Below are 26,134 nucleotides of genomic sequence, written 5' to 3' on the forward strand. Positions count from 1 at the left end.
TGTTTGCCGGGGGATATGGACCGGAGGAAGAGTGTCAGGGAAGTACTTCAACGGCGTCAAGACCATGGGTCTGTTCGTGTTGCTGTGGGTTGTCCTACTAGGAGTCGGCTCCTTCGTGGGCGGCGGCCAGTTCATCTGGATCTTCGCCATGCTGGGCCTGGGCGGCACCATCTACGGCTACTGGAACTCAGACAAGCTCGCGATCCGCGCCATGCACGCCCGCCCCGTCACTGAAGTCGAACAACCCACGATGTACCGCATCGTCCGGGAACTGTCCGCAGAAGCCAACCAGCCCATGCCCCGGCTGTACGTCTCACCCACGGCAGCCCCCAACGCCTTCGCCACGGGCCGCAACCCGCAAAACGCCGCCGTGTGCTGCACCGAAGGAATCCTGCAACTCCTCGACGAACGCGAACTGCGCGGCGTGCTCGGACACGAACTGATGCACGTCTACAACCGCGACATCCTCATCGGTTCCGTCGCAGCCGCATTCGCAGGCATGATCACCGCGCTCGCCCAAATGCTGTTCTTCTTTGGCGGCGGCGGAAACAACCGCGACAACCCGTTCGGCCCCTTCGCGATGCTCGCCATGCTGATCCTCGCCCCGATCGCCGCGTCACTGATCCGCATGGCCATCTCCCGCACCCGCGAGTACGACGCCGACGAAGACGGAGCCTCCCTCACCGGCGACCCCCTCGCCCTCGCATCGGCCCTCCGCAAACTCGAACGCGGCACCCAAACCCGCCCCCTGCCACCCGAGCCCAGCCTCGAAAACGTCTCCCACATGATGATCGCCAACCCCTTCAAGGGCGAAGGCCTCGCCAACCTGTTCGCCACCCACCCGCCCATGGACCAGCGCATCGGCCGGCTTGAAGAGATGGCACGCAAGAACGGGCAGTACTTCTAGCCCAACCCAGCGACTGCCCGGGTGTTGAGTCGGTTCGTGTGGGTGAGCGGCAGCCGTGACCTGCGGATGCGGGTCTCATGCGGCTGTGCTTATCATCACTGACATGAGCGAACCGTCGGTCACCCCGTCGCAGCCAGCCGCAGAGCCAGGCACCAATGTCTTCGCGATCCTTGCGATCATCTTCGTGTGGTTTACAGGAATCCTCGGATTGGTCTTCGGGTACATCGCGCTGTCCCAGATCAAGCGCACAGGTGAGCGGGGCCATGGCATGGCCGTCGCTGCTGTGGTGCTCGGATGGATTGCCGTCGCCATCGCCGTGATCATTCTGTTGCTCGTCGCGCTCGGATTCATTGGCGCTGTGGCGAACGCTTAGCCGCTACAGCCCGATGAGCGCCGCGTAGACCAGGACGTAGATCGGCGCATACAGCAACGCGATCAGGCCAGCGTGGAGCGATGTGAAGCCGACTGCAGTCGCGAGTTTCCCATGCTCGCGGAAGTGCGACACGAGTTTGCGGACGAAATCGCTCGGGTGCCGCACGTCCCAACTGTTGAACCTCAAGACCCGTCCCAGGTAGACACCCCACGCCCCCAGCACGATCACGATGGCCGCGAAGACCCAACTGGACCACGGCGCCAAGAGCGACGCCCCGGGGTCGACGATCAACAGCACAAACAATGTCTGCATGACTGCGAGGCTCACGATGGCGTTCGCGATGCCCGACAAGGTCAATGACAGCGTTTGAACGATGTCGAACCACAGCGGCACGGGCGAGTCTGAGCGCCGGTGGCTGAAGTTCAGCTCAGTGATCAAGTACGTGGCGTTCGGGAAGAACAGCACCCACGTTACGGTTCCCACACCGAGCAACACCCAAAAGGTTGCGCTCGCGGCCTCGGCGCGGAGCTGCTCAATGGCCGGCGTGAGTGCGATGATGCCGACCGCCGTCAGGACGGCCACGGCCACGGGCACGATTGAAAGCCCGAGATTCAGGACCATGGGGCGGTAGAGCGTGACGCCGAAAGCTCGCGGACGCACCACAATCAGGATGAGCGCGTAGAGGTTCAGGAGTCCGACGGGGACAAGCGCGAGCGCGGCAGTGGTCACGAGGTGGGTGTCCTCTCGAGAGTTCGGGAGTCGATGAGATCGGCCTGAGCAGCGAGACCCGGGAGCCCGCGGCCTTCACGGGTGAAGAAGACAGCGATGACTGAGGCGATCACGAAAGCGGGCACAACAACGCCGGCCCACGGGCCAGGCAGCAGCGTGAGCACCTGGTAGCCACCAATCCCGCAGGCGAAGATCACCACGCGATGCGCCAGCGACCCGTCACGGCTGGCGCGGTACCGCAATTGGGCAGCATGCTGACCGACCGTGGCCCCGGTGCTGAGGGTGACAGTTCCGGTGACGATGAGCGTCGTCGCGCTCACGACACCGGTGACCCAGCTGGCATCGGGGTCGAAGTCGTCGATGCCAACGATGTACTCCACGATGACGAGGACGGCCGTGAACGCGACAAACGTGAGGAAGGTGACCACGAGGAAGTCGGCGAGCATGGAGACGAGTCGCCGTGCTCGTGTGACAGGAGTGGGCGCGCTGACGAAAGCGACACGACTCGGCGGCACGCGCAGCCTTGCTGGAACCGCGAACGCTAGAGCCGAGCCAAGGACCGCGCCAGCGGTATTGGTGAGGAGGTCGTCGACGTCGAAGAGTCGATACCCACACGGATACAGCCCCCACACGCCGGTGAACTGAGTGAACTCGACCGTCAGTGACAACGCGAGCCCTGCAAGCCCCGCGACCACGACACCTCGGTGCAGGACGAGCCGCACCAGGACCCCCAAGGGCACAAAGAGCAGGACGTTCAACGCGAGTTGGAGAAATGCGGGGTGTGTCAGCGCGCTGCCGCTCGCGGCAGCGTCCCTCAGATCGTCGGTAAACGCCCACACGTCCAGTTGGGGTTCGGCGACGCAGGTGATCTGCTCCGGTTCGGGAAGGGGCAGGAGGGTGTAGACCCACAGCGCCATGAAGTACACGACCGTCGCGATGCCCAGGACTGTGGTGCGAAGAGTGAGTCGCCCCTCGCGCCGCTGGGTGATGGCGAGAAACGGCACAAACAACAGGGCGCAAGCGAGGAGGCCAAACGCGACGGCGAGCACACCCAGGAACACTTGCGACACGTGCCACCTCCCGAGGTTCGCCGTGGTTTGAGTCTTACACGGGCGTCGGCGCCGCGCAGCGGATCAGAGGTGAAGCGGCAGTGAGTGGAGTAGGCGCGTTGTGGCCGTCACCTTCCAGGCGCAACGCCTTGAGCGACAGCCTTGCGTGACATGACTGCGGCATCTGCTGGGCGATCCGAACTGGGGTCTTGTCTCCCTTCTCAACGCCTGCCACACTCGCGTGCCATGAAGAGCCTGTGGTCGTTGATGGAGTCCTTCGATACGGACGGCGCATCCGACGCCATCGGCGGCGCGATTCAAGCCCTTCCGCGGGTGCTCCGGCAGGAATACCTCGGGCACTACCGGGGCGACATCTCAGAGGCAGTCGACGACCTAGCCCACGCGTCCTTCGCCGTTGCGCATGGGCTCTTTGGGGGTGCACTCTCGCCCACCCTCGACAGCGCTCCGCCCGCGGTGGCGCGAGCCGCGCTTCTGTGGGTAGTCGGGAAGTGCACGCCGGGACAGTCAAGAGGAGCGCTGTCCGCGCTTGCTCGTGTACCAGGGGGCGTGGATGAGCTCCGCGACCTCGGCACGCGCGAGCCCGCGCTCGCGCCCTACGTCGATGAGGCCCTCATGGTGGAAAAGGCGCTGGGAGGTGAATTCCCAGGACAGCCGCCCGTCGAGGCGGTGACCCTGCCTCCGTATACGCCGTTGCCCGATGAGGTCTCGCCCGCGCTGTTCATGGAAGCACTTCACCAGGACCTGATGTGGCGTACTGCAGAGCCTCCCCGTAGCGAAGGTCAGAAGAGGCTCGTCGCGGAGATTGCCCGCATGACAGCTCGAGATTGGGAGATGTTGGCCGACATCGCGTGCGGGCGGGGCACCGTTGTTCCGGACCTTCCCGAGGTTGTGGGATACGCGACCCACGCTGGACGCGAAGTGTTGTCGCTCGCAGGGCATATGCGGTTGGAGGTAGCCGACGTCAGCCGCGACAAGCATCCGCACCCGCGGACCTTTGGCGTCGACCGGTGGATCGACCCGGACACGGACCTGCGCGTCTTGCGGGATGCCGTGCTCGCCGCGAACGCGCCGCTGTGGGTCGTGACCCGGCACGCTGTGAACGGCTACCCGGGGGTGGAGCCGAGCGCCGCTTGGCCGTTCTTCTGGGAGCACCCGGCACAGTTGAGGGATCTGCTCCAAGGGGATGCACAGGACCAGGAGTACGCGATTCGCGTGCTGGCGCAGATGCCTGCGATTCCCGCGTGGACGGTGCCTCACCTGGGTGCGGCAGCGCTGGGGACCCGCAAGCGCGCGCGTGCGCTTGCGCAACACATGCTGGACCCTCACCCGGGGGCGTCCGCGCTAGCGCTCGCGGCGCTGAGGTCCCGCAAGCCCACGGTCCGCGTGATTGGTGCGCAGTGGTTGCAAGAGCGGCAGGAGGTGGGGAGCGTCGCAGACCTGACCGACGCCCTCGCCGGTGAGCGCAATGCCCGCGCTCGGAAGGCGATGATGTCGGCGATCGACGCGGTGACAGCCAGCGCGTAGCCCCGATGCTGGCGCCGGCTTAAAGAGGCACGGCCAGTTCCGCGATCAGCACCGCGACCGCAAGCACGGTTTCGACGGCGCCAATGACAGGTGCCTTCATGCGCCCCCGCCGCGGTAGCACCGTCGCGCGAAGCAGGAGCAGCGAGAACGGAATCGCGAGCCAGGGGTTCCACCACGCACATCCCACGAGGATGGCCGCGTGATACGTCACCGACACCCAGTAGTGAGGGCGCGAACCGTGCTCGCGAATCATTGACTTGACGTACAGCACCGTGCCCACGAGGTAGACCCACGTGATGATCGCGAGGGGGATGGCCGGCCGCCAGTCCACGCCGGCCGTGAGGGGGACTATGAGCGCCATCTGCGATGCCATCGTCACTGAGGCGATGCCGTTCGCGGTTGATCGCTCTTGGCCGATGCGCGTGAGCCACACGTTGACGCCCACCAACGCGGCGAAAAGGGGAGCGAACCACATCACAGCCGGCCGCGCGATCGCCAGCGGCACCAGCATCGCCGCGCTCGCCGCACCAAAGGTGAGGACCTGCACGCGCACACGCCGCCATCGGCCCGTCTTCACCCACAACAGGAAGTGGTGACTCGCAAGCCACCCCGTGATCCACCCCACCAGCAGCGGCACCTGCCACCAGTCCACGCCCAAGCGCAATCCCGCCAAGAACGGAAGAAGCAGCATCGCCCACACCCCATGCTGCGGCGGAATCCACGAACGAATGGAACGCCGCTTCCCACGGGGCGTGGGCGAAGAAACTCTGCGCGAACTCGCGCGGGCGGTCCGGGGGCGGTCCGCGAAAGCTCCGCCAGTGGCGGAGCCGGCCATTAGCGGAAGTTCACGAACTGCAAATCAACATCCACATCAGCGCCCTTCAGGAGCTGAATGGTCTTCTGCAAGTCATCACGCGACTTCGACGACACGCGCAACTCGTCACCCTGAATCTGCGACTTCACCGTCTTAGGGCCCTCCTCGCGGATGATCTTGCCCAGCTTCTTCGCAGTCTCCTGCGTGATGCCTTCCTTCAAATCAGCCACCAGGCGGAACTCCTTGCCCGAGGCCACCGGCTCGCCATAGTCCAGCGACTTCATCGAAATGCCACGCTTCGCGAGCTTCGCGATCAACACATCCAAGACCGCCTTCACACGCTCCGTGGAGTTGGCCTTCATCAGGATCTTGTCTGCGGTGGGCTCAATCGACGCCCCCACGCCACGGAAGTCATACCGCTGATTGATCTCCTTGATCGCCTGGTTGACGGCGTTGTCGACCTCCTGGCGGTCGATCTTGGACACCACATCAAAGCTGCTGTCGCCGGCCATGAAAACCTCCTAGAACCTGAGAGTTGAAGGCCCCTGCACGCCTGGGAGTCCGCTCACGCAAACCCCAGTTCGCTTTCAGGGCCATTTGCTTGCTATCCTTCCATGCGCGCCAGGTTGCAGTTGGACCCGGAGCACGGCAGGTTGCCCGAGCGGCCAAAGGGAGCTGACTGTAAATCAGCCGTCACTGACTTCGGGGGTTCGAATCCCTCACCTGCCACATCGAGAAGGCCCGGCCCAGTGCCGGGCCTTCTGCTTTGTGCTGGTGTCCGGCGTCGCTCGGTTAGCCTCCGCCCACGCTTGCGCCCGGTTGTTCCTACGCGCTGGACTGTGCCGTCCCTGACACGCTCGAGGGAGCTTCGTCGGCGAGTCGCGGGCGACACGCCGATGGGCGCGGCGCCACGTGTCAGGCACGGCCCGGCAAGCGCCCGCATGCGCCCACGCCCGCACGCCCGCGCCCGCACCAGGCCGCTAACACTCTCACTTTTGATAACTTCCTCACACGGAAGTGATTCTGCGCCGTGAGCGCCGCTAGAGTCGCCCCCAGTCACACGCTGAGGGAGCAACATGACGAACAAGGGCGGAGCCGTGCCTGGATGGTACGCACCAGAGCCTGCCAAGCCGCATGAACTGCGCTATTGGGACGGCCAGCAGTGGAGCGAGCGCACCCGCGATGGAGCGCCGGACTCGCCCGCCCCCGCAGCGCCGCCGGAGACTGCAGCCGTGCGGGCCGCACGCCCCTCGCGCCCTTGGTGGCAGTCCTGGCCCGTGATCGTTGCTGGGTACCTGTGCATGGCGATTCCCGGCGTGGTCCTGTTGTGGCTGCGCCAGTGGACGCGGGTGCGCACCAAGGTGGTGGGCACCGCGATTGGCGCGTTGGTGTTGGTGGTGTGGATGGCGGCGCTTTCGGGCGGCACCGAGCCTGAGGGCGAACTAGCGGCGGGCGACGCCCCGGTGACGTCCGCGAGCCCGTCCGCGAGCCCCTCAGCGACCGCCCAGGAGCCCGTCGCAACGCCCAGCCCTACGCCCAGCGCCACGGCAAGTCCCACGCCAAGCCCCACTGCGTCGTCGGCCTCCACAGACGAGCCTTCAGCGCAGGACGCCGCCACCGGTACCGCGCTCGCCGCTTTGCATGCGCTCGACGTCAAGGCCGAGTATCCCGGCACTGACTATGAGCGTGAGGCATTCGGTGACGGCTGGGTTGATGTGGACCGCAATGGCTGCGATACGCGCAACGACATGCTCGCGGAACGCCTGGAGTCCATCTCCTGGAATGGCTCGTGCACCATCGTGTCGGGGGACCTCGCGGACCCGTTCACGGGCTCGTGGATCACGTTTGAGCGTGGCGGCGCTAGCGAGGTGGACATCGACCATCTGGTGGCGTTGTCGGCTGCATGGTCGACGGGTGCCGCGGACTGGGAGTACGCCAAGCGTGTGGCGTTCGCCAACGACCCGCTGAATCTCGAGCCCGTGGATGCGGGTCAGAACCGTTCCAAGGGCGACGACGACGCATCCGAATGGCTGCCGCCCAGCGAGGACTTCCACTGCCAGTACGTGGCGCGTCAGGTGGCGGTCAAGACTAAGTACGCCTTGTGGGTGACCCCCGCGGAGTTCGCGGCGATGGACCGGGTGCTGACGGCGTGCCCTGAAGAGCCGATGCCCGACGCAGGCGATCAGCCCGTGGTCGCCGCAGGCGTGAAGGAGCCAGCTCCTGCGAAGACGGAGACTCCGGAGCCTGTGGAGACCACGGAGCCGGCGCCTAGCGAGCCTGAGGAAGAGCTCGATCCCGACTACGGTGCGTGCTACAAACTGCCCGCTGGCAAGGGCCCGTATTACAAGGACAAAGACCCTGAGTATCACTACTACCAGGACCGTGACGGCGACGGAGTGGTCTGCGAGTAGTGGGTTCCTAGGCCCGCAGGGCCATCAAATCCTCGCGTAGGACCGCGCTGCCGGCCGCGACTGATGCGCGTGCGTCGAGGACCCGCTGGTTGGTGGAGCCGCGGTGCGCAAGCGACAGGTCCCGGTTGTCGTGTTCATAGCGGCCGTCGATGAGGACATCGAGAAGGCCCAATAGTTCGACCTTGTCGTCCGCGTCGACTACGAGCTCTTCATACCGGTAGCCGGTCCACGCCCAGATGTCTCGCGTGCCACCAAACTCGGCTCGCGCACGCCGGGCCACGGACAACGCGACTTGAGTGTTGAGGAACGGCTCTCCGCCCAGGAGTGACAGGCCCTGGATGGAGGGGTGGGCGAGGTCCTTCATGATGCGGTCCTCTAGCTCGTGGGAGTAGGGGGAGCCGTATTTGAAGGACCAGGCGGCCTCGTTGTAGCAGCCTTCGCATTTGAACAGGCACCCTGCCACGTAGAGCGAGCATCGGACGCCCTCACCGTCCACGAAGCTGAACGGCTTGTAGTCAGCGACGTAGGAGTGCGACACCTTGGTCGCCTGCCAGGTGCGGACGTTCGGCTCAAGCGCCATGGCGTGACTCCGGTGCTCCCGTCTCTACGTGTACGGTGCCGGCCATGTGCTTGACGCGCGCCGCGATCTCTTCATGGCGTCCGTGCACCATGGGGCGTTGCTGCGGGTTTCCTAGGTAGCCGCAGGTGCGCTTGACCACGTCGCAGGTGCGGGGGTCGTCATTGCCGCAGGCGGGGCAGGCAAAGCCGCGGGCCGTGGGGTCAAAGTCTCCGGCATAGCCGCATGCGTAGCACTGGTCGATGGGGGTGTTGGTGCCCAGGTAGCCCACCCGGTCGTAGGCGTAGTCCCAGACGGCTTCGAGTGCTTTGGGGTTGGTGCGCATGACGGGGTATTCGACGTAGTGGATGAAGCCGCCGGAGGCGTAGCGCGGGTAGTCCGCTTCAAAGTCGAGCTTCTCAAACGGTGACGGGTTCTTGCGCACGTCGTAGTGGAAGGAGTTCGTGTAGTAGTCCTTGTCCGTGATGTCAGCGACCGAGCCAAAGCGCTCGCGGTCCATGCGGCAGAACCGGTCGGTGAGGGATTCGGATGGGGTGGAGTACACGGAGTAGTGGTAGCCGGATTCGGCTTTCCACTGTGCGGCGGAGGTCGCCAGTTTTTGCAGCACGGCGAGGGTGAGTTCCTTGGCGTCGGGGTTGTTCTCCCAGGCACCACCAAAGAATGCGGCAGCGACTTCGTACAGGCCGATGTATCCCATGGAGATGGTGGCGCGGCCGTTGCGGAAGAGGTCGTCGACGTTGTCCTCGACGGCGAGGCGCTGCCCAAATGCGCCGTGCACGTACAGGATGGGGGCGTTTGCGGGCACCGCTTCTTTGCAGCGTTCCACTCGGAACGCGAGGGCGTCGTGCACGATCTCCAGGCGTTCGTCCAAGAGGCGCCAGAACGCTTCCAGTGATCCGTCCGCTTCCAATGCAATGCGTGGCAGGTTCAGGGTGACGACGCCAAGGTTCATGCGCCCGTTGACTACGTCGTTGCCGTTGGCGTCCTCCCAGCCTTGCAGGAATGAGCGGCAGCCCATGGGGGCTTTGAAGGAGCCGGTGAGTTCCACGATTTTGTCGTAGCTGAGGATGTCGGGGTACATGCGCTTGGTGGCGCATTCGACGGCGAGTTCTTTGATGTCGTAGTTGGGGTCGGTGGCTTCCAGGTTCACTCCCCGGCGCAGTGTGAACAGGAGCTTGGGGAAGATTGCGGTGCGGCCTTCTTTGCCGAGTCCGCGCAAGCGGATCTGCAGGATGGCGCGCTGGATTTCACGGGCGTACCAGGTGGTTCCCAAACCAAAACCGACGGATGTGAACGGAGTCTGCCCGTTGGACGTGAACAGGGTGTTGATCTCGTATTCGAGGGACTGCATCGCGTCGTAGATGTCTTTGCTGGTGCGCTCGCGAGCGTAGGCCTCGTGCTGGTCGGCGTCGGCGATCCATTGCACCGCTTCGGCGATGTGCTTGTCGTAGTTGAGTTCTGCGTACGGGGCGAGTACCTCGTCGATGCGGTCTACGGTGCATCCGCCGTACTGGCTGGAGGACACGTTCGCGATGATCTGGGCGATCTGTGCGGTGGCGGTCTGGATGGACCGGGGAGGTTCAATCTCTGCGTTGCCCATCCGGAAGCCGTGCTCGAACATTTCGGGAATGTCGATGAGGCAGCAGTTCGTCATGGGGGCGTAGGGCTGGTAGTCCAGATCGTGGAAGTGGATGTCGCCCTTGGTGTGCGCGTTTGCCACATGTGCGGGCAGCATTCGCAGGCCCACGGCCTTGCCCACGAGTCCGGCGGTCAGGTCGCGCTGCGTGTTGAACACGTCGGCGTCCTTGTTGGCGTTCTCGTTCACCACGGCTTGGTCTTTTTCGAGCAGGGTGGTGATGGTGTGGTTCAGGTCGGTGGCTTTGGCGCGCTTGAAGTCGCGCTGCACGCGGTAGTCGATGTAGGCGCGGGCCACGTCGTATTCGCCGGCTTCGAGCAGCTCGTGTTCCACCGCGGACTGGATTTCGTAGATCTTCACTGCGCCCACGTGGCTGGTGCGCAGTTCGTCCACGACGCGCGCGGTGACCGATGCCAGGGTGGACTCGTGCACTGGGGTGAGGGTGCCGTGGGCGGCCACGTAAGCCTTGTGGATGGCGGCGCGGATGCGGTCCGCGTCGAAGGTGAGGGTGCGGCCGTCGCGCTTGGTGACAGCGAGTGTGGGGCGGGCCGATGCTTCGGTTGCTGGGGCGTCAAGGTCGGTGATGCTCATGGGGTCCCCTCCCGTGCGGCCGCGGGGGGCGGCCGGCTGTGTGTTGCGTGCGTCTGGTGGCGTATGGCCGGTGCCTCCTGAACGCTGCGGCGCTTCGTTGTCACCACAACATGTGGGGGTCACTGGCTGTATATGACACTAGATCTAGTTGTCTCGGGAGTCTGGGTCTTTGGTCCCATGACGCCCGACACGCCGTGCTAGACAGGCCACTCCAGGCCTGCGACATGCGCCCCCAGCAAGGGGTCGATCATGGCGCCGGTTGCGCTCATCACGCAGTCCGCTCCGGCACGCGCCAGCTCGTGGGCGTCTGTCGCCGTCATCACGCCACCCACGCCCACCAGTGCAAACTCTGCCCCGGCATCGGCCCTCCACCGTGAGATGCGTGCCACCATGTCGCGTGCCGCCCATCCGATGGCGGATCCGCAGACCCCGGCAACTTCGCGTCCCGCGCCGGGAAGGGCTTGGCGGCCCTGGGCATCGACGAGTCGCGCCGGAATGGTGTTGATCGCGGACAAGCCGTCGACGATGGGGGTCACCGCAGTCAGAAACTCCGCCATGGCGGCTTCGTCACCGAAGTACGCCATCTTCAGCACCAGGGGAGTGTCGCCAATCTCGTCTTTCACTGCGGCCGCGATCCGTGCCACGAGTGGGGTGTCGAAGCACAGCAGGTTGCCGGTGCCTTCGTTGGGGCAGGACAGGTTCATTTCAAGAATCGGGGCGCCCGTCTCCTTGGTGAGCCGCGCCGCCGTGACGTGGTCGGCGATGTAGGCGTCGACGGCGTCACCTTGTGGGTTTGCTGGGCGTGTGCCCTGGAACGATCCCACGAGCACTTGACCTTCGCCCGCGGAGGCCACCGCGCGTGCCATGTCTGGCTGCCATGCGTCCGGGTCCCGCGACGGCACCCCGAACGAGTTGGAGATCGACGTGGCGTGGTCGAGGTCATCGTCGGCCAGCAGTGCCTCGTTGCGGTTGAACTCCAAGTCGCCGTCGACATGCACGGCGAGCGTGTTCGGGAAGGGGTGGCATGGGTGAGCGGCGGTGCGGACCGTCTTGTACACGGCCACATCGAAATGGTGACGGAAGGCGGCGTCGCAGTAGGCGGCGTTGACGAGCGGCCCCGCGGGAATGCCAAAGGGGCGATGCACGGGGAGCCCCAAGAACTCGTGCTCGGGTGCGGCGGTGGGCCGGGATGCCGGATCGGGCGCGTCTGCAAACAGCCCGAACGGGCCGTGGTCAAGGTTGTCTTCGTAGGTGGCGCGCGGATCGTAGAACCAAGTCACGTCTACGAGCGTAGGTATAGCAAAGCCCGCCTGCACGGGACCTTGGGCGCGACCCTCCACGGTGTGCTGAGGTAGTCCGCGCCGCATGCCGCCGTGCAAGCGGGCTTGGCGTCAGGTGGTTACTCGCTGATGGTGCGGTTGTCGCCTACGGTGACGAACTTGCCGCGATGGATTTCCACGTTGTCCATGTCTTCGAGTTCCATGCCCTTGGTCTCCGGAACCCGGAAGAACACGAACACCAGAGACAGGGCCGCCATCGACGCATAGAAGCCGTAGGCGAAGGTGAGGCTGATGTCCGCGAAGATCGGGAACGTCATGGTGATCGCCCAGTTGGCGAACCACTGTGCAGCTGCGGCGACCGCGAGTGCGGTGGCGCGAATCCGGTTGGGGAAGATCTCTCCCAACAGCACCCACACCACGGGACCCCAGGTGGCTCCAAAGAACACGACGAATGCATTGGCGCCCACGAGTGCGATGCTGTCCCACGGGCCGTTCAACACGGCTTCGCCGTCCGCATTCAGGGTGGCCGTGGAAAACGCGACGGCCATGATTCCCAAGGCCAGCGTCATTCCTGCAGAACCAATGAGAAGCAGAAGACGTCGTCCGATGCGGTCCACCAGCAGGATCGCGACGATCGTCACCACAATGTTCGTCACCGACGTGATGGTGGAGGTCAAGAACGCTTGGCTTTCGTCGAACCCGACCGACTGCCACAGGGATGTCGAGTAGTAGAAGATGACGTTGATGCCCACAAACTGCTGGAAAACGCTGAGCAGGATTCCCACCCACACGATGGGCTTCAGCCCCAGTTTGTTGCCGCGCAGGTCGCGGAGGGACTGACGTTCTTCGGTGCCGATCGAACGCTCGATCTCAGCGATGCGGTGGTCGACATCCTGCTCGCCGGAGAACTTTCGCAGGACTTCGGCAGCGTCGGCGCTGCGTTGGCGGTACACCAAGTACCGCGGAGATTCGGGAAGCCGCAGTGCTGCGATGCCGTAAATCAGTGCCGGCACCACACACACCATGAACATCCAACGCCATGCTTCAAGGCCCAGCCACAGTTCGTTGCTGGCACCATCGGCGGCTTCAGCCAGCAACTGGTCGCTCAGCAGAGCCGCAAAGATACCCAGCACAATCGCCATCTGCTGCAAGGAAGCGAGACGTCCGCGGAACTTCGCCGGCGCGACTTCGGAGATGTAGGCCGGCGCAATGACGGAGGCCGCACCGATCGCAAGACCACCCACGATGCGCCACAGCATCAAGTCCCACACTGCGAACGCTAAGCCTGATCCGACTGCGGAGATGAGGAACAGAGTCGCGGACAGCACCATCACTCGGATGCGGCCATAACGGTTGGCGATACCGCCTGCGAACCACGCTCCCACCGCACATCCCAGCAGGGCGGATGCGACCACGAAACCGGTGACCGCTTCCGACAAGCCAAACTCACCCGAGATCGAGTCCACTGCGCCGTTAATCACGGAGGAGTCAAAGCCAAAGAGGAAGCCACCGAGCGCGGCGCCAATGCTGATTCCAATGACACGTCGGTTGAGTTTTGCGTCGGCTATCGGCGCCGGGGAGGGACTACTCATGAGGAGCTCCTAAGTCGTGAACTCGGCGCCGGTAATGCTGAGCGACAGTGGTGCCGAGTGAGTGGCAGGGGATACGGCTCTTGTTCTTGTCACCCTATCGACGCAGGTACGGGGACGCTCGTCAGGAACCGCCCAAATCGCCGGTCTCATCCACCAACTGTGGTGCCAGGTCTCCACGCCCCACGACGGTGACGGTGTCTAGCTCAAGCCACCGCGCCATCGTGGCGAGTTCTTTGGACGCGGCCTGTGCCACGGTGGCAGGGGAGAGGCGGCGTGCGCCTGGCGCTTTGCCGGTTTCGTGCCACGCGGCCTGGACCAGGAGTGTGCGGGTCTTTCGGTCGGCTTTGAGGTCGAGCCGCGCCACGATCTGGTCGCCCACGAGCAGCGGTAGGCAGTAGTAGCCGAACACGCGCTTGGCGGCAGGCGTATAGATCTCGATGCGATAGTCCACGCCAAACATGCGTTGAAGCCTGGGGCGGAACCAACACACCGGATCAAAGGGGCTGAGCAAGGTTGATGCGCGGGCCATGCCAGGGTCCTGCGCGTCGTGCGCCATCAGCGCTGGAGCATCCCAACCGTCCACCGAAACCCACGTGGCCAGCCCCCGCTCCACGGCAGATTCCGCCCACGCTTGGCCGCCCGCGCTCGCGTCCTTCCCGTCACCTGCAGGCCGGGCCGCATACGGGAGCCGGAAGTGGTCGGTCAGGTCCTTCACGGTGCCCACCCCGCACGCGCCCAGAGCCCTGTCGAACAACTGTTGTTGAGCATCGGCCCTACTGAGCCCCCAGTCACCTACGCTCGCACGCGGCAAACCCCACGCACGTTCCGTGGAGTCATACGTCCGCGCGAAGTGCCGAGCCCGTGACGCCGCGACTTCCCCCGTGATGAACAGATACTCGAGCGCCACCTTCACATGGTTGTGGTCCCACCACGAGCCTCGTCGTTTACCTTCCGGACCCAAATGAGCGAGATCCGCCGCTACCACCGGTCCCTCTGCCTCCACCGCAGCCCGAACAGCGGCGATCAGCCCCGGCGTCTCCCGCTCCAACTGATCCCGAGTGCGGGCCTTCCACGTGGAGCGCGACCGCATCCGGTGATGCATCGCAGGCAACAGATCATGCGGCATCACTGACGCCTCATGCCCCCAATGCTCGAACGCCTCCGCAGCATGGCCATCCGCATGCCCCCACCACTCGTGGTCTGCCGTCGCCGTGTCGTATGGCCCCAGCCGCGAGTAGAGCGGCAGATAGTGCGCACGCGCAAGCACATTCACCGTGTCCAACTGCACAATGCCCTGGCGTTCCAAGTAGGAAGTCGCGTCCTGCGCACGAGGCTTCCTGCGCGGGCGCGCCCGGGACAACGACTGTGCGTGAAGAAAGACCCGGCGAGCCTCACGGGGGGTCAGATCGGCGCTCATGGTGTCACCCTAGTGACCGGCTGTGACACGCCTCCCGCACCGTCCCAGAAGGGGACTTTGTGCGGGAACCGAGCCCTGCATCGGCCCCAGTTCCGCCCGATTTCACTTTCACGCCGTGGTCCGTGTACTCTAGTCCGGCTGGCCCCGATAGCTCAGTCGGCAGAGCGTTTCCATGGTAAGGAAAAGGTCCAGGGTTCGATTCCCTGTCGGGGCTCCAAGGATGGGTGCCGTCGCATCTCAGTCGAGACGCGGCGGCTGTCCCATTCTCGCGGCGGGGTAGCTCAGTTGGTTAGAGCACACGACTCATAATCGTGGGGTCGCGGGTTCAAGTCCCGCCCTCGCTACGACGCAGATTTTCCTTCTGCGACCGCGCCACGTGAGGCGCGTCATCACAAGGCTGGGAGAGACTCCATGGCAAAGAACGACGTTCGTCCCAAGATCACGCTCGCATGCACCGAGTGCAAGGACCGCAACTACATCACGCGTAAGAACCGTCGCAACAACCCTGACCGCGTGGAACTCTCCAAGTTCTGCCGCAAGTGCGGAAAGCACACCGCGCACCGCGAGACGCGCTAAAACTCCAGAAGTTTCAACAAAGGCCCCGTGCCCCACCGGTAGGGGGGCCGAAGGCGAGGGGGGAGCCGGGCCTTTGTGTTGCCCCGGCGCACGCGGTCCGGAGCACCCTCCCGTCGCTAGTACGCTGTGACCGCGTTCAGTCACGCATCCCCCGGCGCGTGGTAGCGCATTTGATGGCCAACATTTATTGGGAACTCAGCACCCATAAAGTTACTGAGGAGAAAGCATGACTGCGCCCGAGCGCACCGGTTTTGCCGGCAAAATCGATAGCTACTTCGAGATCACCGAACGTGGCTCCAACATCGGCCGCGAGATCCGCGGTGGACTGACCACCTTCTTCACCATGGCGTACATCGTGGTGTTGAACCCCCTCATCATCGGCACCGTTGCCGACGGCGAGGGCAACTTCCTGGGCGGCGGCGACGCCCCCAACCTGGCTCTGGTTGCAGCTGCCACCGCGCTTGTCGCGGGAATCCTGTCCATCATCATGGGCGTGTGGGCACGGTTCCCCCTCGCCATGGCGGCCGGTCTGGGAATCAACGCCTTCCTCGCCTACTCGATCGCTTCGCGTGAAGGTATGTCGTGGCCGGAAGCCATGGGCTTCGTGGTCATCGAGGGCATCGTGGTGTTCATCCTGGTGCTCACCAACTTCCGTAAGGCCGTGTTCGCGGCTGTGCCGAACTTCTTGAAGCAGGCCATTGCGGTCGGCATCGGTCTGTTCCTGGCGTTCATCGGTCTGTACGACGCCGGCATTGTCCGCTCGGGTGCAGGTACGCCCACGCAGTTTGGCGACGGCGGTTACATCACTACTTGGCCGATGCTGGTGTTCATCATCGGTCTGTTCACCGCGATCGTGCTGATGGTGAAGAAGGTCCGTGGCGCACTGCTGATTTCGATCATCGTGGCGACGGTGGCTGCGGTCATCATCGAGGCGGTCGCGGGTCTGGGCGCGTCGGTGGACAACCCCAACGGCTGGGCGCTCGTGGTGCCGGTCTTGCCGGACGCGATCGTGTCTGCGCCTGACTTCTCGCTCGTGGGTCAGGTTGACTTGTTCGGTGGATTCACGTCGCTGCCGGTGCTGACGGCGCTGCTGCTGATCTTCTCGCTGCTGATCACTGACTTCTTCGACACCATGGGCACCATGACCGCCGTGGGTGCCGAGGCCGGCCTGAACGACGAGAACGGCAACCCTCCCCGCACTCAGCAGGTGCTGCTGGTCGACTCGATCGGTGCTGCTGCCGGTGGTTTGGGTTCGGTGTCGTCGAACACGTCCTACATTGAGTCCGCTGCAGGTGTGGGTGACGGTGCGCGCACTGGTCTTGCCTCGATCGTGACGGGTATCGCGTTCCTGCTGTCGACCTTCCTGACTCCGCTGTATGCGCTGGTGCCGTTCGAGGCCGCTACGCCCGTACTCGTGGTGGTCGGTTTCTTGATGGTGTCGCAGGTGGCGGGAATCGACTGGAAGGACTACCGGATCGCGATTCCGGCGTTCTTGACGTTCATCCTGATGCCGTTCGGTTACTCCATCTCCGCAGGTATTGGTGTGGGCTTCATCTCCTACGTCCTGCTGCAGCTGGTGTCCGGTGGCGCACGCAAGGTTCACCCGCTCATGTGGGGTACGGCTGGCGCGTTCGTCGTGTACTTCGCTTCGGGACTGTTCCTGTAGCCAGTTTCTAGGGCCGATGCCCGGGTGACTTTCCGTACGGAAGGGAGCCCGGGCATCGGCCTTTGGCGTCTGTGGCGGTGTCCGTGGGGTGCCGACGGTTGGGCGCTTGGGGTGGCACGCTCGGATCCCTTGTTCTCGGATTTCCGAGAACAGCGAGAACGAGTGCGCCCCTTCCCCGTCAAATGGAGCCATCTTCTTGTTTCAGTTCACTACAACCACCAGTTGGAGCCATGTGAGGGGACGGGGGTGGGGTTCGCTAGGCTGGCCATGTGACAGTGAATCTAGATGCCGTGGGCCGCTCCTACGGCCCCTTTGAGCCCTATGAGGTGACTCGCGTCAAGATCCGCGAGTTCGCCGATGCCGTCGACGCCTGGTCTGGCGCGCACCGCGATGTCGCGATTGCGCAGGCCGAGGGATACGAAGACTTGGTGGCTCCCACCACGTTCGCCGTCATCATCGCGCAGAAGGCCGAGTTCCACGTGGTCACCGACCCGGAAGTAGGGGTGGACTTCTCGATGGTGGTCCACGCCGACGAGCGCTTCACGCACGTCCGGCCGCTAGTTGCGGGGGACGTGATCTACACGACCGTCCACATTGACGACATCAAGCAGCGCGCCGGGATTTCCATGGTGACGTCACGCACGGAACTGGTGGACGCTGACGGTGCTCCCGTGTCGACCGTAGTGTCCACACTGGCCGTGAGGGAGGCAGCATGACCGAATCGACGAGCCCCAGCTTTGAAGGCCTCGACAAGGGCCAGGTTGTGGCCGAGCGCGAGGTGGCGTTCACGCGTGACACGTTGGTGCGTTATGCCGGTGCCTCGGGCGACTTCAACCCCATCCACTACAACGACGTGATCGCCCAAGAAGTGGGACTGCCCGGCGTCATCGCTCACGGCATGCTCACCATGGGTGTGGGCGCCTCCGTGGTGGAAGAGTGGGCGGGCGCCGGCAACGTGTCCGACTACCAGGTGCGTTTCACCCGCCCGATTCCGGTCCCCAACCCTGGCGAAGCCACAGTGCTGATCAAGGCCGTCATTGGTGCCCTCGATGAGGAACGCCGCACGGCCCGCGTGGACCTGACCGTCGAGTTCGACGGCGCAAAGGTGTTGGGCAAAGCCCAGGCGGTCGTCGACTGCGAGTAGCGGTCCCGGCAGCCGTCCCGGGGGAGAGGTTCACGTCCCAGCGGAGAGCGTTAGGCCTCTGGGTTGACGTGACTCGTGGTGGTGCCCACCCGGAAAGTGAGCGGCGTCAGCACAGGTGCGGGCACCTCACCTTCGAGGAACTCCTTCACCATCTTCGCCATCGCGTGACCCTTGCCAATGCCATCCTGCTCAATGGTGGTGAGCTCGTGGGGCGCGAGCCACGGCAAGTCGAGCCCATCAAAACCGGTGATCGACACGTCATGGGGGACAGAAATGTCCAGCTCGCGTGCCGCAAGGATCGCGCCGGCGGCAAGCAAGTCTGACTGCACCACGAGAGCGGTGGGCTTGGACTCATGAGTGAGCGCCAGGTGGCCAGCGGCGATGCCTTCAGCGACCATCGACTCCCGGGCTTCCACCACCACGCAAGGCTTGACGCCCGCACGCTTGAACGCGCGCAAACGGTTATGCATGGGAGCCCATGCGGACTCCGGATCGTAGTCGTGGGGGCGCAGCGAGGTTTCGCCGCCGGGAGCATGCGGCAGGGTGATGGTGCCAATGCGTTCGTGTCCTAGACCGCGCAAATGTTCAATGAGTTCCACGGTGGCGGTGCCATCATCAATGGAGACTTGGGCACCGCCCAGAGGTGCTTCCGCGTCCATCACCACCACGGGGATGGCACGCTTGCGCAGGATGTCGAGCGCAGGTTCTTCATGGTCGCGCACACGGAACAGCACTGCCGCATCCATAGGCGCGGACTCCAGCAGTGACTTCTCTTCCTGATCTCCGCGCGGCGAGGGAATGAGCAGGACCCCCAAGCCCATCTCGCCAAGATCAGAGATGAGCCCGTCCATGACGTTCAAGATGAGGGGCGCACGGAAGGCGAGCGACAGAGAGTCGTGAATGACCACACCCACCACGTGGGAGCGCCCGGACCGGAGTGCGCGAGCTTGCGCGGACGGGCCGGAGTACCCCAAGTCTTCCGCCGCTTTGAAGACGCGTCGCTTCATCTCCGGGGAGATCGGGCCTGCTCCTGAGTAGGCCAGTGACACTGTCGACAGCGACACTTTCGCTCGCGCTGCAACATCGGCCATCGTCGGACGTCGTCTGTTCGCCACGGTGACTCCTCATGGTTGGTGCGCGCGTACCATGGACGGTACCCCCGTATGCCGCATCGTAGCGCCGTAAGGCCGGGACTCCCGCATCCGGACCCCTGGGGGATCCCGCAATACTTCTCTGAGGACGTCATGCCTGCTTCCGTTCGTTTCGAACCTACCCGTACGCCCAACGCGGCCCGTGTGCGGGAGGCGCGTCTGGCTGTCCTGGGTTTGTTCATCCTCATGGGCTTCTCCATGGCGACGTTCATGTCGCGCATGCCATCCATCCGTGATGCGCTTGACGTGTCGGACTCCGGGTTGGCAACGCTCATCATGACGGGCGCCTTGGGTGCCTTGGCCGGTCTATTGGTGACGGGATGGGGCGTAGCCAGGTTTGGTACCCGGCGGGTGTTGCTGTGGGCCAACTGGGGTGTGCTGGTGGCGTTCCTTACGATCGCGTTGTCTATTGAAGTGCCCTCAAAGTGGATGTTCGCGGTCGGCAACTTTGTGATGAGCTTCTCGTACGCATTCATCAATGTGGGAATGAACGCGGAGGCAGCGGAGGTGGAGCGGCACAAGGGCCGCGCCATCATGAGCCAGTTCCATGCGTCCTTCTCGATCGGTATGGCGGTGGGCTTGGGTCTGGGCGCTGGCGTGTCCTTCCTGGGGCTGCCGCCGTCGTGGCATTTCTTTGGCGCGGTCATCGTGATGACGGTGGTGCGCTTCCTGATCATTCCGGCCGCAACCATCAATGGGCAGCCCTCGGATTCAAGCAAGCAGGCCGGCTTTGGTGGCCCGTTCGCGACCGCGAAAGCTGAGTACCGCGACAAGCACGTGCTGATGCTGGGCTTCCTCATTGCCGCTGCGGCCATGACGGAAATGACGGCTGGTCAGTGGCTGGCGCTCGCGGTCGTGGATGACTTCGGTAAGTCTGAGGCGCTGGGCGCGGTCATCTACTGGGTGTTCGTGGTGGCGATGGTCACGGTGCGGTGGTGGGGTGCACCCATCATTGCGAAGGTGGGGCGCGTGGTGGTGTTGCGCATCTCTGCCACCGCGGTGATCTCTGGCCTGCTGATGTTTGCTTTCACTCCGGTGTTCTGGTTGGTGCCGGTGGCCGCAGTGTTGTGGGGCATGGGCGCTGCGCTAGCGGTGCCGATTCTGGTGACTGCTGCCGCGGATGATCCCGACCGGGCTGCAGCGCGGGTGGCAGCAATCACGTCGTTCTCCACGCTGGCAGGCCTGCTGGTTCCGCAGATTGTGGGTCAGTTGGGTGAGCTGGTGCCGTTGCGTGAAGCGCTGCTGGTCGTGGCCGTGGCGTCGACGTTCACGTTGATCTTTGCCAATGGTGTGCGCGCCCCCAAGCGGGGTGCGGCGCCAGCCCATGAGGATGAGGCGGAGCGCGCGATTCTTACGGCGGACACTCAGGGCACCCCTGTGGGCTCGGACGATGACGAGCGGTAGCCCGTCTACGCTGGCTTCATGACCACGACCCTCGCTCAGCACACCACGTTCCGCGTGGGCGGCCCGGTTCGCGACTACTTCGAGGCGTCCTCTGAGGCGGAGCTGATCGAGGCGGTCCGGATTGCCGACGCACAGGGGACCCCGGTGCTGGTGTTGGGCGGCGGCTCCAACCTGTTGGCAGCCGATGCGGGCTTTGACGGCTTGGTAGTGCGCGACGCGCGCCGTGAGGTGCAGGTCCAGGATGACGGCATGTGTGGGGGAGTCTCGGCTACTGCGACGGCGGGACTGCCGTGGGACGACTTCGTGGCGCAAGCGGTGACCGAAGGCTGGGTGGGAGTCGAAGCGCTGTCGGGAATCCCAGGTTCGACGGGGGCGACGCCGGTCCAGAATGTGGGTGCCTATGGCGCTGAGGTTGCCGAGACGATCGCGTTGGTGCGTGTCTGGGACCGCCACGAGCAGCAGGTGCGGTCACTCCCGCAGATTGCGTGCGGTTTCTCTTACCGGGACTCGCTGCTGAAGCGTTCCATGCGCGGGGGTGCGCCCGACGGCGGTGTGTGGCGGCCCAGCCCCCGCTACGTGGTGTTGGACGTGACCTTCCAGATGAGGTTTGGCACTTTGTCAGGTCCTTTGCGCTATGCACAGTTGGCGTCCGCTTTGGGCGTGGCGGAGGGGGAGCGGGCGCCGTTGACGGAGGTGCGCGCGGCTGTGCTGGAGGTGCGCGCGAGCAAGGGCATGGTGCTTGACGCTGCTGACCACGACACGTGGAGCGCCGGCTCGTTCTTCACGAACCCGATCCTCACCCCCGAAGCTGCAGCGCAGCTGCCCCAGGACGCGCCCCGTTTCCCGGCGGCGGGTGGTCAGGTGAAGTCCTCTGCCGCGTGGCTGATTGAGCGGGCAGGGTTTGGGCGCGGTTTCCAGGTGACGGCCGATGCTCCGGCGTCGCTATCGACCAAGCACACGTTGGCGTTGACGAACCGTGGTGGCGCAACAGCGGCCGATGTCGTGGCATTGGCACGTGCTGTGCGCGACGGTGTGCGGGAGCGTTTTGGTGTGGAGTTGGTGCCGGAGCCGGTGTTCCTGGGATTGGAGCTGTGACGCTGACCCGCTAGTGCGCTGCGTCTGCGGCGCAGGGCTGGCGCAGGATGGTGCGCAGTTTCTCAGGTGAGGTTTTGCGGAAGTCGCTCAAGTAGATCTCGTGGTGGCGACCGGTGAGGGTGAGTCCCGCATCGGCGATATGCGCGTGCATTGCGGCAATGACTGGGCCTTCGTCCGCGAACGGGCCCACATGCAAGGTCTGCGCCACCGTCTGTTCGTCCAAGGTTTCGACGCGAACCTGCGCCAAGTGCTCGTGGGGGACTTTGGTGGCGGCCGTCTCGCGGCCTGCCTCGATCAATGAATCGTCGATCCACTCGGGCAGCATCAGCAGCGCCGTGGACCGCCATTGGTCGCGATCCACGTCTGTGGTGAAGGCGGCAAGGTCCTCCGCCCACCACAGGGCTTCCAGCGGCGGCACCACATAGTCGCGGCCACGCTGCTTCTTGGACGCGAACTTGATCGCATAGGCGACCGGGTACAGCGTTTGGATTGCTTGCGTGAGGGTCAAAGCCGGTAGCGCCGATGCCTGTGCAGTCTGGGGCGGCGCAGTCGCCTCGGGTGCGCCAGCGGCATCGGCAGCGAGGTAGCGCGCCGAGGGCAGGTCGACGATGTCGATGCGTCCCTTCTTGGCCGCGAAGCCAGGGAACGACTTCTTGAGGTCCATCTTCACCGGGGGACGTGCATCGGCCATCTGAGGCTCCTTCCGTCGGCAGGGTGCCCGCGCGACGAACGCCCACGTCCCAGCATGCCAAAGGCCCCCTTCCGCCGCCGTGTGTGGGTGGGCGGGGAAGGGGGCCGTGGCGCGGGGTCGGAAGGGGGTTATCCGTCCGCCGCGATGGCCTGCAGGATGTCCAAGCGGGACGCCCTCCAAGCGGGCCAGATTGCTGCAAGCACGCCGGCGATGGCAGCCAGCACGGTGTAGACAATCAGCCAGATCCAAGGAATGGTGACGCCGTCGAAGCCAAAGTCGGCGAGCGACAACACGAGGGCCGAGCCCAGCGCGACACCGAGGACCATGCCCAGGATCGTGCCGAACACTGCCATCACCATCGACTCCACGGTGATCATGCGCCACACTGCCGAACGCTTGAGTCCCACAGCCCGGAGGAGTCCGATCTCGCGGGTGCGTTCCGTGACGGACAGCAGCAGCGTGTTGGCGACACCCAGGAGTGCGATCACCAGGGCAGAACCGAGCAGCGCGGAGATGACACCCAACAGCAGGTCGATGAACATGTTGGCTAGCTGCTCCAACTGTCCGGGCTGTGCCACGAAGATCAGCGGGAAGTCCTCGGCGAGAGCCTCTTCAAGGATGGTCTGCTGTTCGGAGATCGTGGTGGCGTTGTCGGCGTTGTCGGCGTCGTCGGCCACGATGGAGTCATCAAGCAAGACCATGGTCTGTACGACCTGAACTTCTCCCATGAGGTCTTCACCGGTGGCAAAGTCCACCCAGAAGTCACCATCGGCGGAACGGCCCAACTCTCCCGTGACCTCGAGGGTGACGTCACCCTCGGAGCCGGTCAGCGTGATCTCGTCGCCCACGTTCACGCCAAGGTCGGCGATCGTGGGTGCAATGTAGACCTCTCCCGTACCGAGGTCCTCAACTGCGGGCTCGCTTTGATACTCGAACATGAGACCAGCGGTCTCGGGTTCGAGCATCGCGACGGAGTAGGTGACGCCGTCGTACTGTGCATTGTCGAACCCGATCGAGCTGATGGCTTCCACTCCGTCGAGCGACTCCACAATGTCGATTGCGCCCGCAGGGACTGCTCCTTGCGCACCGCTGACAAAGAAGTCCGCCTTGGTGGTGGCGAACTCCGCCGTGACCACAGTCTTGAGCGACTCCGTGAACGTCGCCACGAGTGCCAGCAGCATGACACCGATCATCAGGGCTGCTGCCGTGTTGGAGCTACGGCGTGGTTCGCGCTGGATGTTGTTCGCGGCAAGCTTGCCGTCCACGCGGAACATGCGGGTCAACGCCGGACGCATGAGGCCCGCAAGGGGCGACAGGATCTGTGCGGACAGCAATGTGGCACCGATCACCAGCGTTACTGCGCCTGCGCCCACCCAGATGTAGGGCCGGTCAAAGTCGCTGTAGAGGCCAACCGTGACCAGACCTGCTCCGACGAGGAACATGGCGGCGCCCACGATGTTGCGCACCTTGAGCGGCTTCTTGCCGCTCGTGGCGGACTCGCGCAAGGCCTCCATGGGGGCGATGCGTGAGGCGTGAATCGCTGGCATGAACGCTGCGATCAGCGTGACTGCGGTACCCAGGGCGTAACTCCACAGGACTGCGTCCAGGGGGAGAGTCAGGGTGCCAAAGATGTCTCCCGACATCATGGTCACGAGCCCCGCGAAGGCAAGCGCGAGCAGGTATCCCATGATGATGCCGAGTGTGGAAGCTGCGATCGCGATCACGAGTGCTTCAAGCAGAATCATGGACCGGATCTGCTTGCCCGTCACACCGATGGCCCGCATGAGCCCAAACTCACGGGTGCGCTGCGTGACGATGATGCGGAACGTGTTGACGATGATGTACGCGCCAACGAACAGCGCGATCAAACCGAACGCGATGGCGAAGATGTCAACGTACTGCAGGACGTCGTCGAGCGCTTCGGTCTGTTCGGCGGCCTTGTCTTCTCCGGTAATGGCCCGGGTGCCCTCAGGGAGTACATCGCCGATGCGGGTGACAACTCGGTCGAGGTTGGCACCTTCGTCAGCGATCACGGAGATGCTCGCGTAGTTAGGGTCGTCGGCCAAGCGGTGAGCTTCGGCGTCGGAGATGTAGGCGAGCGTGGCCCCTTGGAGGTTGTTGTTCTCCCCGAACCGGACGGTGCCGACGAGTTCGAAGGTTTCCACTCCGCTGTCGGTTGCGATCGCGACCTCGTCGCCGATGGCGTAGCCCAGGTTTTCCACCGCATCAATGTCGAGGACGATCTCCCCGTCGGCTTCCACTCCGCGCCCATCCACGACGGTCGACTGGTCGACCGCAGGTTCGCCATACCAGTTGAAGATCTGGCTGGGACCGGTGCCGCCTGCGGTGAGGGGATCAGAACCTACTGCGTCTTCGGCGTAGTCGGGGCCCAGGACTGCACCCATGACCTGGATGCCCCCGGCAGCAATCGAGACACCCTCGACATTGCCCACGGCGGTGACATCATCTGCCGTGAAGATGCCGTCGGAGATGGCGAAGGGGTCGTCGTTCTGTTCGGTTTCGGACTGGGCGTCGGGGTCGGCTTCGACGATGACGTCGGTACCGGCGTAGATGTCGTCGAAGAGGTCAGAGAACCCTGATGACAGGGAGTTGGTGAAGATCTGTGTGGCAGCCACCAGCGACACTCCCAGCGCCACCGCGAATGCGGTGAGCAGGAGCCGTTTGGGGTTGTGCCGGACGGACTTTACGGCAAGACGGAACATGACCTTAGTGACCCATCTGCTTCATGCGGTCCAGGACGCGGTCCGCCGTGGGCTCCCGCATTTCGTCGACGATCTTGCCGTCTTCGAGGAACAGGATGCGGTCTGCGTATGAAGCGGCTGTGGGGTCGTGTGTGACCATCACGATGGTCTGCCCGAAGTCCTTGACAGCGCGGCGCATGAACGACAGCAACTCGGAACCGGACTTGGAGTCAAGGTTGCCCGAAGGCTCGTCAGCGAAGATGATCTCGGGGCGCGACACGAGCGCACGTGCCACAGCGACGCGCTGCTGCTGGCCTCCGGAGAGCTCAGCGGGCAAGTGAGTCAGACGGTCGCCTAGGCCCAGGATCGAGATGATCTCGTCAAACCATGCGGGGTCAACCTTGGTGCCGGAGATGTCCAACGGCAAGGTGATGTTCTCCTTGGCGTTGAGCGACGGAATCAGGTTGAACGACTGGAACACGAAGCCGATGTACTTGCGGCGCACTTCCGTGATCTGAGCTTCGGACAGCGACGTGATGGTCGTGTCGGCGATCGTGGACTCGCCTGCAGAGAGCTTGTCCAAGCCAGCGAGAGTGTGCAGCAGAGTCGACTTACCGGAGCCCGAGGGGCCCATGATGGCGGTGAACTCTGAACGGGCAATGTCGACGTTGATGCCGTCGAGGGCGCGTACTGCTGCTTCCCCCTGGCCGTAGTCCTTGTACCCGGAGCGCATGGTGGCGGCGAGTTCGGGAACCTCGGTCGTGGTCATGGTGGTGCCTTTCGA

23 protein-coding genes and 3 tRNA genes are annotated in these 26,134 nt (G+C 64.3%); 13 read left to right on the forward strand and 13 right to left on the reverse strand.

All coding sequences use genetic code 11. From position 1 onward, the window contains the following. Nucleotides 1-31: 31 nt before the first annotated feature. Together htpX and ON058_RS03040 are read left to right on the forward strand one after the other, a co-directional pair. Nucleotides 32-907 (forward strand): zinc metalloprotease HtpX, encoded by an 876-nt coding sequence (htpX, locus tag ON058_RS03035; protein WP_274667551.1) that lies wholly within the window; start codon nucleotides 32-34, stop codon nucleotides 905-907. 103 nt (nucleotides 908-1,010) lie between these two features. Beyond that, on the forward strand, nucleotides 1,011-1,280 hold the full coding sequence (locus tag ON058_RS03040) for a DUF4190 domain-containing protein (RefSeq protein ID WP_274667552.1): 270 nt from the start codon (nucleotides 1,011-1,013) through the stop codon (nucleotides 1,278-1,280). Between the two features lie 3 nt (nucleotides 1,281-1,283). Here ON058_RS03040 and ON058_RS03045 read toward each other — a convergent pair whose 3' ends face one another. Together ON058_RS03045 and ON058_RS03050 are read right to left on the reverse strand one after the other, a co-directional pair. Next, on the reverse strand, nucleotides 1,284-2,009 hold the full coding sequence (locus tag ON058_RS03045; RefSeq protein WP_274667553.1) for a DUF1361 domain-containing protein: 726 nt from the start codon (nucleotides 2,007-2,009) through the stop codon (nucleotides 1,284-1,286). Then, the gene (locus ON058_RS03050) at nucleotides 2,006-3,079 is read right to left on the reverse strand and encodes a VanZ family protein (RefSeq protein WP_274667554.1); all 1,074 of its coding nucleotides are present in this window, start codon (nucleotides 3,077-3,079) and stop codon (nucleotides 2,006-2,008) included. The genes ON058_RS03045 and ON058_RS03050 overlap by 4 nt, the downstream gene beginning before the upstream one ends. Nucleotides 3,080-3,304: 225 nt before the next feature. Between ON058_RS03050 and ON058_RS03055 the strand changes: the two genes are divergently transcribed. Beyond that, nucleotides 3,305-4,603 (forward strand): hypothetical protein, encoded by a 1,299-nt coding sequence (locus ON058_RS03055; RefSeq protein WP_274667555.1) that lies wholly within the window; start codon nucleotides 3,305-3,307, stop codon nucleotides 4,601-4,603. Nucleotides 4,604-4,622: 19 nt separating this feature from the next. Here ON058_RS03055 and ON058_RS03060 read toward each other — a convergent pair whose 3' ends face one another. Together ON058_RS03060 and ON058_RS03065 are read right to left on the reverse strand one after the other, a co-directional pair. After that, complete coding sequence (locus ON058_RS03060; protein WP_274667556.1) at nucleotides 4,623-5,438, reverse strand: YwiC-like family protein; 816 nt, start codon at nucleotides 5,436-5,438, stop codon at nucleotides 4,623-4,625. Next, entirely contained in the window at nucleotides 5,438-5,929 is a 492-nt protein-coding gene (locus ON058_RS03065) for a YajQ family cyclic di-GMP-binding protein (RefSeq protein ID WP_274667557.1), read from the reverse strand. The genes ON058_RS03060 and ON058_RS03065 overlap by 1 nt, the downstream gene beginning before the upstream one ends. A gap of 135 nt (nucleotides 5,930-6,064) precedes the next feature. On the opposite strand from ON058_RS03065, the gene ON058_RS03070 reads away from it, so the two are divergent. Together ON058_RS03070 and ON058_RS03075 are read left to right on the forward strand one after the other, a co-directional pair. Beyond that, nucleotides 6,065-6,146 (forward strand) — tRNA-Tyr (locus ON058_RS03070). A gap of 347 nt (nucleotides 6,147-6,493) precedes the next feature. After that, nucleotides 6,494-7,828 (forward strand): DUF1524 domain-containing protein, encoded by a 1,335-nt coding sequence (locus ON058_RS03075; protein ID WP_274667558.1) that lies wholly within the window; start codon nucleotides 6,494-6,496, stop codon nucleotides 7,826-7,828. A gap of 7 nt (nucleotides 7,829-7,835) precedes the next feature. Here the strand turns inward: ON058_RS03075 and nrdG are convergent, their stop codons facing one another. From nrdG to ON058_RS03100, 5 genes are all read right to left on the reverse strand, one after another. Beyond that, nucleotides 7,836-8,408 carry an anaerobic ribonucleoside-triphosphate reductase activating protein gene (gene nrdG, locus ON058_RS03080; protein ID WP_274667559.1) on the reverse strand — a complete coding sequence of 191 codons (573 nt, stop codon included), beginning with the start codon at nucleotides 8,406-8,408 and terminating at the stop codon, nucleotides 7,836-7,838. Next, a complete protein-coding gene (gene nrdD, locus ON058_RS03085) occupies nucleotides 8,398-10,632 on the reverse strand; it encodes an anaerobic ribonucleoside-triphosphate reductase (RefSeq protein ID WP_274667560.1) in 2,235 nt (744 codons plus the stop codon). Before nrdD ends, nrdG begins: the two co-directional genes overlap by 11 nt. Before the next feature lie 197 nt (nucleotides 10,633-10,829). After that, on the reverse strand, nucleotides 10,830-11,912 hold the full coding sequence (locus tag ON058_RS03090) for a hypothetical protein (protein WP_274667561.1): 1,083 nt from the start codon (nucleotides 11,910-11,912) through the stop codon (nucleotides 10,830-10,832). Between the two features lie 119 nt (nucleotides 11,913-12,031). Then, nucleotides 12,032-13,504, reverse strand: a complete 1,473-nt coding sequence (locus tag ON058_RS03095) for a sugar porter family MFS transporter (protein WP_274667562.1) — start codon at nucleotides 13,502-13,504, stop codon at nucleotides 12,032-12,034. Nucleotides 13,505-13,625: 121 nt separating this feature from the next. After that, entirely contained in the window at nucleotides 13,626-14,921 is a 1,296-nt protein-coding gene (locus ON058_RS03100) for a winged helix-turn-helix domain-containing protein (RefSeq protein ID WP_274667563.1), read from the reverse strand. A gap of 141 nt (nucleotides 14,922-15,062) precedes the next feature. Between ON058_RS03100 and ON058_RS03105 the strand changes: the two genes are divergently transcribed. The 6 genes from ON058_RS03105 to ON058_RS03130 all read left to right on the forward strand — a co-directional run bounded on the left by ON058_RS03105 (nucleotide 15,063) and on the right by ON058_RS03130 (nucleotide 18,307). Beyond that, a tRNA-Thr gene (locus tag ON058_RS03105) sits at nucleotides 15,063-15,138 on the forward strand. 53 nt (nucleotides 15,139-15,191) lie between these two features. Next, a tRNA-Met gene (locus ON058_RS03110) sits at nucleotides 15,192-15,265 on the forward strand. Nucleotides 15,266-15,332: 67 nt separating this feature from the next. Beyond that, the gene (gene rpmG / locus ON058_RS03115) at nucleotides 15,333-15,497 is read left to right on the forward strand and encodes a 50S ribosomal protein L33 (RefSeq protein ID WP_042213233.1); all 165 of its coding nucleotides are present in this window, start codon (nucleotides 15,333-15,335) and stop codon (nucleotides 15,495-15,497) included. Nucleotides 15,498-15,723: 226 nt separating this feature from the next. Continuing rightward, nucleotides 15,724-17,163 carry an NCS2 family permease gene (locus tag ON058_RS03120; RefSeq protein ID WP_274667564.1) on the forward strand — a complete coding sequence of 480 codons (1,440 nt, stop codon included), beginning with the start codon at nucleotides 15,724-15,726 and terminating at the stop codon, nucleotides 17,161-17,163. Between the two features lie 269 nt (nucleotides 17,164-17,432). Continuing rightward, on the forward strand, nucleotides 17,433-17,879 hold the full coding sequence (locus ON058_RS03125) for a MaoC family dehydratase N-terminal domain-containing protein (RefSeq protein ID WP_274667565.1): 447 nt from the start codon (nucleotides 17,433-17,435) through the stop codon (nucleotides 17,877-17,879). Beyond that, a complete protein-coding gene (locus tag ON058_RS03130; RefSeq protein ID WP_274667566.1) occupies nucleotides 17,876-18,307 on the forward strand; it encodes a MaoC family dehydratase in 432 nt (143 codons plus the stop codon). The genes ON058_RS03125 and ON058_RS03130 overlap by 4 nt, the downstream gene beginning before the upstream one ends. 50 nt (nucleotides 18,308-18,357) lie before the next feature. Here ON058_RS03130 and ON058_RS03135 read toward each other — a convergent pair whose 3' ends face one another. Beyond that, complete coding sequence (locus tag ON058_RS03135; protein WP_274667567.1) at nucleotides 18,358-19,422, reverse strand: substrate-binding domain-containing protein; 1,065 nt, start codon at nucleotides 19,420-19,422, stop codon at nucleotides 18,358-18,360. A 129-nt stretch (nucleotides 19,423-19,551) separates the two neighbouring features. Here ON058_RS03135 and ON058_RS03140 point away from each other — a divergent pair, with 129 nt between their 5' ends. Beyond that, on the forward strand, nucleotides 19,552-20,862 hold the full coding sequence (locus tag ON058_RS03140; protein ID WP_274667568.1) for an MFS transporter: 1,311 nt from the start codon (nucleotides 19,552-19,554) through the stop codon (nucleotides 20,860-20,862). Nucleotides 20,863-20,880: 18 nt separating this feature from the next. Beyond that, nucleotides 20,881-21,957, forward strand: coding sequence for a UDP-N-acetylmuramate dehydrogenase (locus ON058_RS03145; protein ID WP_274667569.1), 1,077 nt, complete (start codon nucleotides 20,881-20,883; stop codon nucleotides 21,955-21,957). A 10-nt stretch (nucleotides 21,958-21,967) separates the two neighbouring features. On the opposite strand, the gene ON058_RS03150 is transcribed toward ON058_RS03145, so the two are convergent. The 3 genes from ON058_RS03150 to ON058_RS03160 form a co-directional block, all read right to left on the reverse strand. Further along, nucleotides 21,968-22,648 carry a GyrI-like domain-containing protein gene (locus ON058_RS03150; RefSeq protein WP_274667570.1) on the reverse strand — a complete coding sequence of 227 codons (681 nt, stop codon included), beginning with the start codon at nucleotides 22,646-22,648 and terminating at the stop codon, nucleotides 21,968-21,970. Between the two features lie 128 nt (nucleotides 22,649-22,776). Continuing rightward, nucleotides 22,777-25,371 (reverse strand): ABC transporter permease, encoded by a 2,595-nt coding sequence (locus tag ON058_RS03155; RefSeq protein ID WP_274667571.1) that lies wholly within the window; start codon nucleotides 25,369-25,371, stop codon nucleotides 22,777-22,779. 4 nt (nucleotides 25,372-25,375) lie between these two features. Continuing rightward, nucleotides 25,376-26,119 (reverse strand): ABC transporter ATP-binding protein, encoded by a 744-nt coding sequence (locus ON058_RS03160; protein ID WP_274667572.1) that lies wholly within the window; start codon nucleotides 26,117-26,119, stop codon nucleotides 25,376-25,378. Nucleotides 26,120-26,134: the final 15 nt, after the last annotated feature.

Origin of the sequence: Demequina sp. B12 (assembly GCF_028823635.1) — a bacterium.
GTDB lineage: Bacteria > Actinomycetota > Actinomycetes > Actinomycetales > Demequinaceae > Demequina.